The sequence below is a fragment of the Pseudomonas fluorescens genome (assembly GCF_001902145.1).
GTDB lineage: Bacteria > Pseudomonadota > Gammaproteobacteria > Pseudomonadales > Pseudomonadaceae > Aquipseudomonas > Aquipseudomonas fluorescens_BV.
Genome location: NZ_MRST01000027.1, coordinates 748,778 through 762,152, shown reverse-complemented (window position 1 = coordinate 762,152; position 13,375 = coordinate 748,778). Strand labels below are relative to the sequence as shown.

Annotated in this window: 15 protein-coding genes; all 15 read left to right on the top strand. The window is 62.3% G+C overall.

The window, feature by feature from the left end; all coding sequences use genetic code 11:
• Positions 1 to 227 precede the first annotated feature (227 nt).
• The 15 genes from fliE to fliP all read left to right on the top strand — a co-directional run bounded on the left by fliE (position 228) and on the right by fliP (position 13,372).
• The gene (fliE, locus tag BUE92_RS26640) at positions 228 to 557 is read left to right on the top strand and encodes a flagellar hook-basal body complex protein FliE (RefSeq protein WP_003192959.1); all 330 of its coding nucleotides are present in this window, start codon (positions 228 to 230) and stop codon (positions 555 to 557) included.
• Positions 558 to 573: 16 nt separating this feature from the next.
• Complete coding sequence (gene fliF, locus BUE92_RS26635; RefSeq protein WP_073527109.1) at positions 574 to 2,349, top strand: flagellar basal-body MS-ring/collar protein FliF; 1,776 nt, start codon at positions 574 to 576, stop codon at positions 2,347 to 2,349.
• On the top strand, positions 2,342 to 3,358 hold the full coding sequence (fliG, locus tag BUE92_RS26630) for a flagellar motor switch protein FliG (RefSeq protein WP_003192957.1): 1,017 nt from the start codon (positions 2,342 to 2,344) through the stop codon (positions 3,356 to 3,358). Before fliF ends, fliG begins: the two co-directional genes overlap by 8 nt.
• 10 nt (positions 3,359 to 3,368) lie before the next feature.
• Positions 3,369 to 4,133: a flagellar assembly protein FliH gene (gene fliH / locus BUE92_RS26625; protein WP_073527108.1), complete on the top strand. Its 765-nt coding sequence runs from the start codon at positions 3,369 to 3,371 to the stop codon at positions 4,131 to 4,133.
• Entirely contained in the window at positions 4,123 to 5,481 is a 1,359-nt protein-coding gene (gene fliI, locus BUE92_RS26620) for a flagellar protein export ATPase FliI (protein WP_073527107.1), read from the top strand. The genes fliH and fliI overlap by 11 nt, the downstream gene beginning before the upstream one ends.
• 3 nt (positions 5,482 to 5,484) lie before the next feature.
• The gene (fliJ, locus tag BUE92_RS26615) at positions 5,485 to 5,934 is read left to right on the top strand and encodes a flagellar export protein FliJ (protein WP_073527106.1); all 450 of its coding nucleotides are present in this window, start codon (positions 5,485 to 5,487) and stop codon (positions 5,932 to 5,934) included.
• A gap of 193 nt (positions 5,935 to 6,127) precedes the next feature.
• Positions 6,128 to 6,433 (top strand): STAS domain-containing protein, encoded by a 306-nt coding sequence (locus BUE92_RS26610; RefSeq protein ID WP_073527105.1) that lies wholly within the window; start codon positions 6,128 to 6,130, stop codon positions 6,431 to 6,433.
• A complete protein-coding gene (locus BUE92_RS26605) occupies positions 6,430 to 8,148 on the top strand; it encodes a fused response regulator/phosphatase (RefSeq protein ID WP_073527104.1) in 1,719 nt (572 codons plus the stop codon). Before BUE92_RS26610 ends, BUE92_RS26605 begins: the two co-directional genes overlap by 4 nt.
• A 30-nt stretch (positions 8,149 to 8,178) precedes the next feature.
• Positions 8,179 to 8,535 (top strand): Hpt domain-containing protein, encoded by a 357-nt coding sequence (locus BUE92_RS26600; protein WP_073527103.1) that lies wholly within the window; start codon positions 8,179 to 8,181, stop codon positions 8,533 to 8,535.
• 160 nt (positions 8,536 to 8,695) lie between these two features.
• Complete coding sequence (locus BUE92_RS26595; protein WP_073527102.1) at positions 8,696 to 9,982, top strand: flagellar hook-length control protein FliK; 1,287 nt, start codon at positions 8,696 to 8,698, stop codon at positions 9,980 to 9,982.
• Positions 9,983 to 10,203: 221 nt separating this feature from the next.
• Complete coding sequence (fliL, locus tag BUE92_RS26590) at positions 10,204 to 10,704, top strand: flagellar basal body-associated protein FliL (RefSeq protein ID WP_073527101.1); 501 nt, start codon at positions 10,204 to 10,206, stop codon at positions 10,702 to 10,704.
• A 9-nt stretch (positions 10,705 to 10,713) separates the two neighbouring features.
• A complete protein-coding gene (fliM, locus tag BUE92_RS26585) occupies positions 10,714 to 11,682 on the top strand; it encodes a flagellar motor switch protein FliM (RefSeq protein WP_003192943.1) in 969 nt (322 codons plus the stop codon).
• Positions 11,683 to 11,725: 43 nt separating this feature from the next.
• Complete coding sequence (gene fliN, locus BUE92_RS26580; protein WP_069558450.1) at positions 11,726 to 12,193, top strand: flagellar motor switch protein FliN; 468 nt, start codon at positions 11,726 to 11,728, stop codon at positions 12,191 to 12,193.
• Between the two features lies 1 nt (position 12,194).
• Positions 12,195 to 12,629, top strand: coding sequence for a flagellar biosynthetic protein FliO (fliO, locus tag BUE92_RS26575; RefSeq protein ID WP_073527100.1), 435 nt, complete (start codon positions 12,195 to 12,197; stop codon positions 12,627 to 12,629).
• Positions 12,629 to 13,372, top strand: a complete 744-nt coding sequence (gene fliP / locus BUE92_RS26570; RefSeq protein WP_057700900.1) for a flagellar type III secretion system pore protein FliP — start codon at positions 12,629 to 12,631, stop codon at positions 13,370 to 13,372. The genes fliO and fliP overlap by 1 nt, the downstream gene beginning before the upstream one ends.
• The last annotated feature ends 3 nt before the right edge of the window (positions 13,373 to 13,375 follow it).

The window sequence follows — 13,375 nt, the reverse complement described above, 5'->3', positions numbered from 1 at the left end:
CCGCGGGCATCCTGTAAGCACGCGTTATCGTTGACGTTTTTCGCGAGCAAGCTCGCTCCTACAAAAAACCGTGCGGTAAGAAGGGCCAAAAAACGTGCGGTAACAAGTTCGACAAGCTTTGTCGCCTTTTCTTACGAGTTGCTCCAGAGCTGGCACCCTTGTTGCTACCACCCCTAGTAACCGCTGCGTAGTGTCAAAAAATTGCGGGTCGTCGGAGAGAGAAGGTCATGAGCCAGGGTATTGAGTTCAATCGGTTGATGTTGGATATGCGCGCCATGCAAATGGATGCCATGGCTCAACCGAAATCCGTCGCGCCAGCGCCGGAATTGGGCCAAAGCAATTTTGCCGACATGCTCGGCCAGGCAATCAATAAAGTCAGCGATACCCAGCAGGCGTCCAGCCAGTTGGCGACGGCCTTCGAGATCGGTAAAAGCGGCGTGGACCTTACCGATGTGATGGTCGCCTCGCAAAAGGCCAGTGTGTCCTTCCAAGCCTTGACCCAAGTGCGTAACAAGCTGGTTCAGGCGTATCAAGACATCATGCAGATGCCGGTTTAAGGACGAGATTTAAGTCATGGCTGAAGCAGTCTCCGACAACCTCCCCGCCAAGGCCGACGGCAAACCGCCGTTGTTTGGCCTGTCGTTCCTGGAAAACCTCTCGCAAATGACCATGCTGCGTCAGGTGGGCCTGATGGTGGGCCTGGCAGCCAGCGTGGCGATTGGTTTTGCCGTGGTGCTGTGGTCGCAGCAACCCGATTACCGCCCCTTGTACGGCAGCCTGTCGGGCATGGATTCCAAGCAGATCATGGAAACCCTCGCCGCCGCCGACATCGCCTACACCGTGGAGCCCAACTCCGGCGCCTTGCTGGTCAAGGCCGATGACGTGGCCCGTGCACGGATGAAACTGGCCGCCGCTGGCGTGGCGCCGTCCGACAGCAATATCGGTTTTGAAATCCTCGACAAAGACCAGGGCCTGGGCACCAGCCAGTTCATGGAAGCCACCCGCTATCGCCGGGGTCTGGAAGGCGAACTGGCGCGCACCATTTCCAGCCTCAATAACGTCAAGGCCGCCCGTGTGCACCTGGCGATTCCGAAAAGCTCGGTGTTCGTGCGTGACGAGCGCAAGCCCAGCGCCTCGGTATTGGTCGAACTCTTTGCCGGCCGCTCCCTGGAGCCTGGCCAGGTACTGGCGATCGTCAACCTGGTGGCGACCAGTGTTCCCGAATTGAGCAAGTCGCAAATCACCGTGGTGGACCAGAAGGGCAACCTGTTGTCCGACATGGCCGAAAACTCCGCGCTGACCCAGGCCGGCAAGCAGTTCGACTACAGCCGCCGCATGGAAAGCATGCTCACCCAGCGCGTGCATAACATCCTGCAACCGGTACTGGGCAACGACCGCTACAAGGCTGAAGTCTCCGCCGACGTGGATTTCAGCGCCGTCGAGTCCACCTCCGAACAGTTCAACCCGGACCAGCCGGCCCTGCGCAGCGAGCAGTCCACCAGCGAACAACGCACCGCCAGCAATGGCCCGCAAGGTGTGCCGGGCGCCCTGAGCAACCAGCCACCAGCGCCGGCCTCCGCACCGCAGACCACCGGTGGCGCCGCCGCTACCGCTGGCGCGATCCAGCCTGGCCAACCATTGCTGGACGCCAACGGCCAGCAGATCATGGACCCGGCCACCGGCCAGCCGATGCTTGCGCCGTATCCTGCGGACAAACGTAACCAGTCCACCAAGAACTTCGAACTCGACCGTTCCATCAGCCACACCAAGCAGCAACAGGGCAAGATCAATCGCCTGTCGGTGTCGGTGGTGGTCGATGACCAGGTCAAGGTCAACCCAGCGGACGGCGCGGTGACCCGTGCGCCGTGGACGGCTGACGAACTGGCACGGTTCACCCGCCTGGTGCAGGACGCCGTGGGCTTCGACGCCAGCCGTGGCGACAGCGTCAGCGTGATCAACATGCCGTTCTCCGCCGAGCGCGGTGAAGTCATCGCCGACCCGGCGTTCTATACCCAGCCGTGGTTCTGGGACATCGTCAAGCAAGTGCTGGGGGTGCTGTTCATCCTGGTGCTGGTGTTCGGCGTATTGCGCCCGGTGCTCAACAACATCACCGGTGGCGGCAAGAAACAACTGGCGCTGGCCGGTGGCGACGTCGAGTTGGGGGGCATGGGCGGCCTGGATGGCGAGCTGGCCAACGACCGCGTCAGCCTCGGCGGCCCGCAAAGCATCCTGTTGCCAAGCCCGAGCGAAGGCTATGACGCTCAGTTGAACGCAATCAAGAGTCTGGTGGCAGAAGACCCGGGCCGTGTGGCTCAGGTCGTGAAAGAGTGGATTAACGCAGATGAATGATCGAGCCGCTGTGGCCAAGCTCTCCCGGGTCGACAAAGCCGCCGTGTTGCTGCTGTCCCTGGGTGAAACCGACGCTGCCCAAGTGCTGCGCCACATGGGCCCCAAAGAGGTCCAGCGGGTGGGCGTGGCCATGGCGCAGATGCGCAATGTGCACCGTGAGCAAGTCGAGCAGGTGATGAGCGAGTTCGTCGAGATCGTCGGCGACCAGACCAGCCTGGGCGTCGGCTCCGACAGCTACATTCGCAAGATGCTCACCTCGGCCCTGGGCGAAGACAAGGCCAACGGCCTGATCGACCGCATCCTGCTGGGTGGCAACACCAGCGGCCTGGACAGCCTCAAGTGGATGGAGCCGCGGGCAGTGGCCGACGTGATCCGCTACGAGCACCCGCAGATCCAGGCGATCGTGGTGGCCTACCTCGACCCGGACCAGGCCGGCGAAGTGCTTGGTCACTTCGACCATAAAGTGCGCCTGGACATCATCCTGCGTGTGTCATCGCTGAACACGGTGCAACCGGCGGCGCTCAAAGAACTCAACACCATTCTGGAGAAGCAGTTCTCCGGCAATTCCAATGCCTCGCGCACCACCCTGGGTGGCATCAAGCGCGCGGCCGACATCATGAACTTCCTCGACAGCTCGGTCGAAGGCCAGTTGATGGACTCGATCCGCGAGATCGACGACACCCTGTCCGGCCAGATCGAAGACCTGATGTTCGTGTTCAACAACCTGGCCGATGTCGACGACCGTGGCATCCAGGCGCTGCTGCGCGAAGTGTCCTCGGACGTGCTGGTGCTGGCGCTCAAGGGCTCGGACGAAAACGTCAAAGAAAAGATCTTCAAGAACATGTCCAAGCGTGCGTCCGAATTGCTTCGCGACGACCTGGAAGCCAAGGGCCCGGTGCGCGTCAGCGATGTGGAAACCGCGCAGAAGGAAATCCTCACCATTGCCCGCCGTATGGCCGAAGCCGGAGAAATCGTTCTCGGCGGGAAGGGCGGCGAAGAAATGATCTAAGGCGCCTTGCATGTCGAATAAAGATGAGGCGCCCAGCGATCTGATTCGCGCGCGTGATGTCGGCGGCTTCGACATCTGGTCGCTGCCCAGCTTCGACCCCCATGTGCCGCAGCCCGAGCCTGAACCGGTGGAGGAACCGCCGGCGGAGATGGAAGAAGTGCCGCTGGATGAAGTCCAGCCACTGACCCTCGAAGAGTTGGAAACCATCCGCCAGGAGGCTTACAACGAAGGCTTTGCGGCGGGGGAAAAAGACGGTTTTCGCAGCACCACCCTCAAGGTTCGCCAGGAAGCCGAGGTGGCGCTGGCCGCCAAGCTGGGCAGCCTGGAGCGCTTGATGGGCAACCTGTTCGACCCTATCGCCGAACAGGATTCACAGCTGGAAAAGTCCATGGTCGGCCTGGTGCAGCACATTGCGCGCCAGGTGATCCAGCGCGAGCTGGTGCTCGATTCCAGCCAGATCGAAGGTGTGATGCGTGAAGCCCTCAAGCTGCTGCCCCTGGGCGTTGGCAATGTGCGGCTGTACATCAACCCGCAGGATTTCGAACAGGTCAAAGCCCTGCGCGAGCGCCATGAAGAAACCTGGCGCATCGTCGAAGACGCCTCGTTGCAGCCCGGTGGTTGCCGCGTCGAGACCGAACACAGCCGCATTGACGCGACGGTGGAAACCCGTATCAGCCAGATCATGGCCAAGTTGTTTGATCAACTGCATGAACAGGCCCTGCATCCCGCCGAGCCTGACCTGAGCGTTGACCTGGACGCCACCGATGCGCCTTGATCGCACCAGCTTCGCCAAGCGCCTGGGCAGCTACGCCGAGGCCACCGAGTTGCCCGGCCAGCCGATCCTCGAAGGGCGCCTGTTGCGCATGGTCGGCCTGACCCTCGAAGCCGAGGGCCTGCGCGCCGCCATGGGCAGCCGCTGCCTGGTGATCAACGACGACAGCTACCACCCGGTGCAGGTCGAAGCCGAGGTGATGGGCTTTTCGGGCAGCAAGATTTTTCTGATGCCGGTCGGCAGCCTCGCCGGCATTGCCCCCGGTGCCCGCGTGGTGCCGCTGGCCGACACCGGCCGCCTGCCCATGGGCATGAGCATGCTGGGCCGCGTACTCGACGGGGCCGGCCGTGCGCTGGACGGCAAGGGCGGCATGAAGGCCGAAGACTGGGTGCCGATGGACGGCCCCACCATCAATCCGCTCAAGCGCAACCCCATCAGCGTGCCGCTGGACGTGGGCATTCGCAGCATCAACGGTTTATTGACGGTCGGTCGCGGCCAGCGCCTGGGCCTGTTCGCCGGTACCGGCGTGGGTAAGTCGGTGTTGCTGGGCATGATGACGCGCTTTACCGAGGCCGACATCATCGTGGTGGGGCTGATCGGTGAGCGGGGCCGTGAAGTGAAGGAGTTCATCGAGCACAGCCTCGGTGAAGAAGGGCTCAAGCGTTCCGTTGTCGTCGCTTCTCCGGCAGACGATGCACCGCTGATGCGCCTGCGTGCGGCGATGTACTGCACGCGCATCGCCGAATATTTCCGCGACAAGGGCAAGAACGTCCTGTTGCTGATGGACTCGCTCACGCGTTTCGCCCAGGCCCAGCGCGAGATCGCCCTGGCCATCGGTGAACCGCCCGCGACCAAGGGTTACCCGCCATCGGTGTTCGCCAAGCTGCCCAAGCTGGTGGAGCGTGCCGGTAATGCCGAAGCCGGCGGTGGCTCGATCACCGCGTTCTACACCGTGTTGTCCGAAGGCGACGACCAACAGGACCCGATTGCCGACTCGGCGCGGGGCGTGCTCGACGGCCACATCGTGCTGTCGCGGCGCTTGGCGGAAGAGGGGCATTACCCGGCCATCGACATCGAAGCGTCCATCAGCCGGGTGATGCCGGCGGTGGTCACGCCGGAGCATATGGCCCGTGCCCAGCAGTTCAAGCAGTTGTGGTCGCGTTACCAGCAAAGTCGCGACCTGATCAGCGTCGGCGCCTATGTGGCCGGTGGTGACCGCGACACCGACCTGGCCATCGCCTTGCAGCCGCAACTGGTGACCTACCTGCGCCAGGGTCTCAACGACAAGATCACCATGGGCGAGAGCCAGTCGCACTTGCAGTCCATCTTCGCCCCGGCGCTGGGCGGCTAAGCCATGGCCAACAGCCGCGCCGCACGCCTGGCCCCGGTGGTGGACATGGCCGAAAAGGCCGAGAAAGCCGCCGTGCAACGCCTGGGTTATTTCCAGGGTCAGGTGCGTCTGGCCCAAAGCAAGCTGGGCGACCTGGAGCGTTTTCGTGGCGAGTACCAGCAGCAGTGGATCGAACGCGGCAGCCAGGGGGTGTCCGGCCAGTGGCTGATGGGGTACCAGGGCTTTCTCAATCAGCTTGAGACCGCCGTCGGCCAGCAACGCCAGAGCCTGGTCTGGCACGAGGCCAACCTCGACAAGGCTCGCGAAGCCTGGCAACAGGCGTTTGCCCGGGTCGAGGGGCTGCGCAAGCTGGTGCAGCGCTACATCGACGAAGCGCGAGCCATCGAAGACAAGCGCGAGCAAAAACTGCTCGATGAATTGTCCCAGCGCCTTCCCCGCCAAGAACAGTTCTAACGCACCCATGTCATCTGTAGGAGCGAGCTTGCTCGCGAAAAACGTCAACGATAACGCGTGCTTCCTGGATGTACGCGGCGCCTGTGAGTTTTTCGCGAGCAAGCTCGCTCCTACAAAGGGCATTTGCTGTGTTGCTTGGATGGGGTTCAGCTGCTACACCTTGTGTCTAGTGCAATGACAAGGAAGCAGTCACATGTCAGTCGAGTCAGAAGTATCCCTGGACGGGAAGAAGTTGACGATCGCAATCAAGGGCCGGTTCGATTTCGGCAGCCACCAAAATTTTCGCAATGTCTACGAAGGTATTTACCCTAAGCCCGAGACTGTTGTAGTGGACTTGAGGGGTACCACCTACATGGATAGTTCGGCCCTGGGCATGCTCCTGTTGCTGCGGGACCATGCGGGTGGCGATAAGTCCGATATCCGAGTGGTTAATAGCAACTGCGACGTGCGCAAGATCCTCGCCATCTCCAACTTCGACAAGCTGTTCGACATCAGTTGAGCGCCTTGGCCCCGGTCCTTGAAGCGCTGACCATCCTGATCGCCGAAGACAGCGCCGCCGACCGCCTGTTGCTAGCGAGCATCATCCGTCGCCAGGGCCATCAGGTGCTGACCGTGAGCAATGGCGCCGAAGCGATTGAGGTGTTTGCCCGCGAGCGTCCGCAACTGGTGTTGATGGACGCACTGATGCCGGTCATGGATGGCTTTGAAGCCGCGCGGCAGATCAAGCAACTGGCGGGGGAGGCGCTGGTGCCGATCATCTTCCTCACGTCGCTGCGCGAAAACGAAGCCCTGGCCCAATGCCTGGACGCCGGTGGCGATGACTTTCTGCCCAAACCCTATAACCCCTTGATCCTGGCGGCGAAGATCAACGCCATGGACCGCCTGCGCCGCCTGCAGGCCACGGTTTTACAACAGCGTGACCTGATCGCCAGGCACCACGAACACCTGATGCATGAACAGCGGGCGGCCAAGGCGGTGTTCGACAAGGTCGCCCATTCCGGTTGTATCAACGCCGCGCCGAATATCCGCTATCTGCAATCGCCTTATGCGCTGTTCAACGGCGACTTGTTGCTGGCGGCCTACACGCCATCGGGTGACATGCATGTGTTGCTGGGCGATTTCACCGGCCATGGCTTGCCGGCCGCCATCGGTGCCATGCCCCTGGCCGAAGTGTTCTACGGCATGACCGCCAAGGGCTACGGCCTCACGCAGACCCTGCGGGAGATGAACGCCAAGCTCAAGCGCATCCTGCCGGTGGACATGTTCTGCTGTGCCACCTTGCTGTGCCTGAGCGCCCAGCGGCGGGCGGTGGAGGTGTGGAACGGCGGCATGCCCGAAGGCTACGTGCATGAAGTCGCCACGGGCAGGCGCACGCCATTGATGTCGCGGCATCTGCCCTTGGGGGTGTTGTCGGCAGAGGCGTTCGATGACAGCACCGAGGTCTGGCCCATGACGTTGGGCGACCGGGTGTTTTTGCTCTCCGACGGTGTGCTGGACACCTCTGATGCCAACGATCAACTGTTCGGCGCCGAACGCTTGCAGCAGGTGTTCGCCACCAATCGCGAGCCCGACCGCCTGTTCGCGGACATCGAGCAGGCCCTGGCGGCCTTTCGCGGCCAGGCACGCGATGACGTCAGCATGGTCGAGATCACCTTGCAGGCGGGCCAACCCTTGCGGGCGGCCGAACCTATGTATGCCGACAGCGGCCAGTCGTGCCCGCTGGATTGGTCGGTGAGTTTCGAATTTCGCGCCCAGACCCTCAGGACCTACAACCCGCTGCCGTACTTGCTGCAACTGCTGTTGGAGATCCACGGCCTGCGTGAGCAGAGTGGGGCGCTTTACAGTGTGATGGCCGAGTTGTATTCCAACGCGCTGGAGCATGGCGTGCTGGGCCTGGACTCACGGCTCAAGCGCGATGCCCAGGGGTTTGCGCAGTATTATCGCCAGCGCCATGAGCGGCTGGCGCAGTTGGACAGCGGTTACGTGCGCGTGCATGTGCAGGTGGTACCCACCGACAAGGGCGGCAAATTGAGCTTGCGCCTCGAAGACAGCGGGCAGGGTTTTGATGTGGAGCAGGAGCTGGCACGCCCCGTGGACATCGACCGTCTGTCTGGCCGGGGCCTGAGCCTGGTGCGTCAACTGAGCAGCGCGGTGCGCTGGTCCGATGGCGGGCGCTGCGTCTGCGTGGAGTTTTGCTGGGAGGCTCTGGCATAATCCGCCGATTCTTGATCAAGGAGCGAGCAAGTGGCTGAGATTCATTTGGACCCCGACGTGTTGTCGGACTTGCAGGAAGTGATGGAGAGCGAGTATCCGACGTTGCTCGACACCTTTATCGAGGACTCGCAAGAGCGCGTCGCAGCACTGCGCAAGGCTGGGGGCGACGCCAAAACGTTGGGACGAATTGCCCACAGTTTCAAAGGCAGCAGCGGCAATCTAGGGGCGGTGCGTTTGGCCCGATTGTGTGAGCTGCTGGAGACCGAGGCCGTCGAGGCGGCCTCGGATCTAGGCGCGCTGGTTGATCAGATTGATCATGAGTTCGCGCTGGTCAAGCCACTGTATGAATGTAGGAGCGAACTTGCTCGCGAAAAACGTCAACGATAACGCGTGCTTCCTGGATAAATGCGCTGCCTTTGGGTGCTTCGCGAGCAAGCTCGCTCCTACATTGAATCTGATATATCCAGGCATTTTGTAAAGCTGGCCCGACTTTTGCTCTATCTCCACAGACTGCATTCCCGACCCCATGCAGTGGAGACCCTTACTTATGCCAGTCGCCTCCAATTCGCTTCTTCAGGCTGCCACTGCGGCCAAGCCTCAAGTGCCGGCCGCCACGCCTGCGGTAGCGCCTGCGGCCTCGCAGGACAAGGGCCCTGGCTTCGCTCAAGTGTTTGCCAAGCAAGCTGCCAAGCCGCTGGGCAGGAGTGACGACGCGCCAGCCAGACCCGTGCGCGACAAAGCGGCTGATAGTAGCGCCAAACCTGCCGCCAGCGCGCCAGCGGTTGCCGATAGCGGCAATCCCTTGCCTGCCAAGCCGCCGGCCAAGAGCGACGACAGCGCTGACAGTGAGGGTGAGCAAGCTGCCGACCCGTCCCTGGCGCTGCAACCGGTGGCCGACCCGGCGCTGGTTGCCACCGTGGCGCCCGTGGCGGTCCCTGTTCCCGTACAAGCGCCTGCCGTCACGGCCGCAGATGACAATGCCCAGCCGCTCATTGCCGTGACCGAGGAGCCCAAGCAGCCGGCCTTCGACCCTGAGGCCGACCCGCTGGATTCGATGCCGGCCGTGCGCCTGGCGATGGAGCAGGGCGGTCACGTCTCGGCCAGCAGCCAGGCGCCGCAGAAAGCCGCGCCCACCACTCAGGACCAACCGACCGCCGCGCAGAACTTTGCCGCCGGCCTGGCCAGCATGGTCGACCAGCAAGCCACCAAGGACAGCACCGACCAAGGCGGCGACAAGGCCTTCGGCGCGCTGATCGATGACGGCCTCAAGGACCTCAAGAACGCCAGCAGCGACACCCGCGTGGACGACTTCGCCAACCGCCTGGCGGCGCTGACCCAGGCGGCCACGCCGAAAACCGCGAATGCCTTGCCGCCCGTCACCAATGCGCCCCTGGCCATGCACCAGAGCGGCTGGACCGAAGAGGTGGTCAACCGCGTGATGTACCTCTCCAGCGCCAACCTCAAGTCGGCCGAGATCCAGTTGCAGCCCGCTGAGCTGGGGCGCCTGGACATCAAGGTCAATATGACGGCAGACCAGCAGGCCCAGGTCAACTTCATGAGCGGCCATGCGGTGGTGCGTGAAGCGCTGGAAAGCCAGTCTGGTCGTTTGCGCGAGATGTTTGCCCAGCAGGGTATGGGGCAGGTGGATGTGAATGTCTCCGACCAGTCGCGGGGCCAGGAACAGCAGCAACAGCAGGGCCAGGCGCGAGGCGTCAGTAGCAGCGGCAGGCGCGCTGACAGCGGCGACGCCGGTGCCCCTGTAGATGTGGCCGAAGTGGCAGCGCCCGTGAGCCAGAGCCTGATCGGCTCCAGCGCCGTCGACTACTACGCCTGACTTGAGGCCTGTACAGGTCTGAATGTGGGAGCGGGCTTGCTCGCGAATGCAGAGTGTCAGTCAGTATATGTGTGACTGATACTCTGCATTCGCGAGCAAGCCCGCTCCCACATTTGTTTTTTGGTGTTCGCTCTTCCCTCATTACCAGACAACTCTGGCATAACACTTGCTCTTGCCTTGCCATAGATCTACGAATCCCCGAATAGTGACGGATTATTGGCATGGCGAAGAGCGACGACGCAGCAACTCCCCCCGCAGGCAAAGGCAAGCTCAAGCTGATCCTGTTGATTGTGCTGGGCCTGCTCCTGGCCATCGGGGCCTCGATTGGCGGCACCTGGTACATCATGCACAGCAGTGCAAGCACACCGGCACCTGCCGCCGAAACTGCCACGAACGTCAAGCAACCGGCAATCTTCGAGCAGATGCTTCCGGCCTTTGTTGCCAATTACAACGTCAACGGTCGTCAGCGCTACCTGCAAGTGAGCATTACCTTGCTGGCGCGCAACCAGGCGGACCTGGATGCCCTCAAGGTGCATATGCCGGTGATCCGCAACAACCTGGTGATGCTGTTCTCCGGGCAGAGCTTCGACAGCCTGGCCACGCCAGTCGGCCAGGAAATGCTGCGCCAGAAGGTCACTGCCAGCGTGCAGGAAGTGGCCCAGAAAGAACTCGGCAAAGTCGTGGTCGAGCAGGCGCTCTTCACTAACTTCGTATTGCAGTAGGATCACGACATGGCCGTGCAAGACCTGCTGTCCCAGGATGAAATCGACGCGCTGTTGCATGGCGTGGACGATGGTCTGGTACAGACCGAAATGGCTGCCGAACCCGGCAGCGTCAAAAGTTATGACCTGACCAGCCAGGATCGCATCGTGCGGGGACGCATGCCGACCCTGGAGATGATCAACGAGCGCTTTGCCCGCTACACCCGTATCAGCATGTTCAACATGCTGCGCCGTTCGGCGGATGTGGCCGTGGGCGGCGTGCAGGTGATGAAGTTCGGTGAGTACGTGCACTCGCTGTACGTGCCCACCAGCCTTAACCTGGTCAAGATCAAACCGCTGCGCGGTACCGCGCTGTTCATCCTCGACGCCAAACTGGTGTTCAAGCTGGTGGACAACTTCTTCGGTGGCGACGGCCGTCACGCCAAGATCGAAGGGCGTGAATTCACCCCTACCGAACTGCGTGTGGTGCGCATGGTGCTGGAGCAAGCCTTCATCGACTTGAAGGAAGCCTGGCAAGCGATCATGGAAGTCAATTTCGAGTACATCAACTCGGAAGTGAACCCGGCCATGGCCAACATCGTCGGGCCGAGCGAGGCCATTGTGGTGTCGACCTTCCACATCGAACTCGATGGCGGTGGCGGCGACCTGCACGTGACCATGCCTTACTCGATGATCGAACCGGTGCGCGAAATGCTCGACGCCGGATTCCAGTCCGACCTCGACGACCAGGACGAACGCTGGGTCAAGGCCCTGCGCGAAGACCTGCTGGACGTCGACGTGCCGCTGAGCGCCACCGTGGCCCGCCGCCAGTTGCGCCTGCGGGACATTTTGCACATGGCGCCTGGGGACATCATCCCCGTCGACTTGCCGCAAGAGTTGATCATGCGCGCCAATGGCGTGCCGTCATTCAAGGTCAAGCTCGGTTCCCACAAGGGCAACCTGGCGCTGCAAGTGGTTGAGCCGATCAACCGCCGCTGATTCAACCCTAATTCATGATTGTTTGCTGCGCCGAGGACATGTAATGGCTACCGAACACGAAAACACTTCCGCCGAAGACCAGGCCCTGGCTGACGAATGGGCTGCGGCCCTGGAAGAAACCGGCGATGTTGGCCAGGACGACATCGACGCGCTGCTGGCCGCCGACGCCGCCACCGCGCCGGCCGGCAACCGCCTGGCCATGGAAGAATTCGGCAGCGTGCCGAAGAACAACGAGCCGGTGAGCCTCGACGGCCCGAACCTGGATGTGATCCTCGACATCCCGGTGTCGATTTCCATGGAAGTGGGCAGCACCGAAATCAACATCCGCAACCTCTTGCAGCTCAACCAGGGCTCGGTGATCGAGCTGGACCGCCTGGCCGGCGAGCCGTTGGACGTGCTGGTCAACGGCACCCTGATTGCCCATGGCGAGGTGGTGGTGGTCAACGAGAAGTTCGGCATCCGCCTGACCGACGTGATCAGCCCGAGCGAACGCATCAAGAAGTTGCGCTGAGATGAAGTACTCGATGGCGGGACTGTTGCTGGCGCTGCCATTGAGCGCCCTGGCGGCAGAGCCGGTGGCGCAGGTGGCTGCGGCGCCAGCGGTCGGCAGCGTCGGCGGGCAGTTGACGCAGCTGGTGCTGGGCCTGTTGCTGGTGATCGGCCTGATCTTCGTGCTGGCCTGGTTGATGCGCCGCGTGCAGCGCATCGGCCCGGGCAACGGCCAGGTGATCGAGCTGGTGGGCTCGCGCGCTCTCGGCCCGCGTGATCGGCTGGTGCTGGTGCAGGTGGGCGAGGAGCAGATCCTGCTCGGCATCACCCCCGGCCGCATCACCCCGCTGCATGTACTCAAGACCCCGGTGGACGCGGTCAAGACCGAAGCCGCCACGCCAGAATTCGCCCAGCGCCTGATGGAATTGCTGGGCAAGGATCAGAAGGATAAGAAGTAATGCGCGTTTTGTTGACGCTCATGCTGTTGCTGGCCGCGCCGATGGCCCTGGGCGCCGACCCGTTGTCGATCCCGGCGATCACCCTGGGCACCAACGCGGCGGGCGCGCAGGAATATTCGGTCAGCCTGCAGATCCTGCTGATCATGACGGCGCTGAGTTTTATCCCGGCGTTCGTGATGCTGATGACCAGCTTCACGCGGATCATCATCGTCTTCTCGATCCTGCGCCAGGCCCTGGGCCTGCAACAGACGCCGTCGAACCAGATCCTCACCGGCATGGCGCTGTTTTTGACGCTGTTCATCATGGCGCCAGTGTTCGACAAGGTGAACCAGCAAGCCCTGCAACCTTACCTCGCGGAAAAACTCAACGCCCAGGACGCGATCGACAAGGCCCAGGGCCCGATCAAGGATTTCATGCTGTCGCAAACCCGCTCCAGCGACCTTGAGCTGTTCATGCGCCTGTCCAAGCGCACCGACATCGCCACCCCGGACCAGGCGCCGCTGACCATCCTGGTACCGGCGTTCGTCACCTCCGAATTGAAGACCGCGTTCCAGATCGGCTTCATGATCTTCATCCCGTTCCTGATCATCGACCTGGTGGTGGCGAGCGTATTGATGGCCATGGGCATGATGATGCTGTCGCCGCTGATCATCTCGTTGCCGTTCAAGATCATGCTGTTTGTGCTGGTGGACGGCTGGGCGCTGATTATTGGCACCCTGGCCGGCAGTTTCGGAGGGGTATAGCGC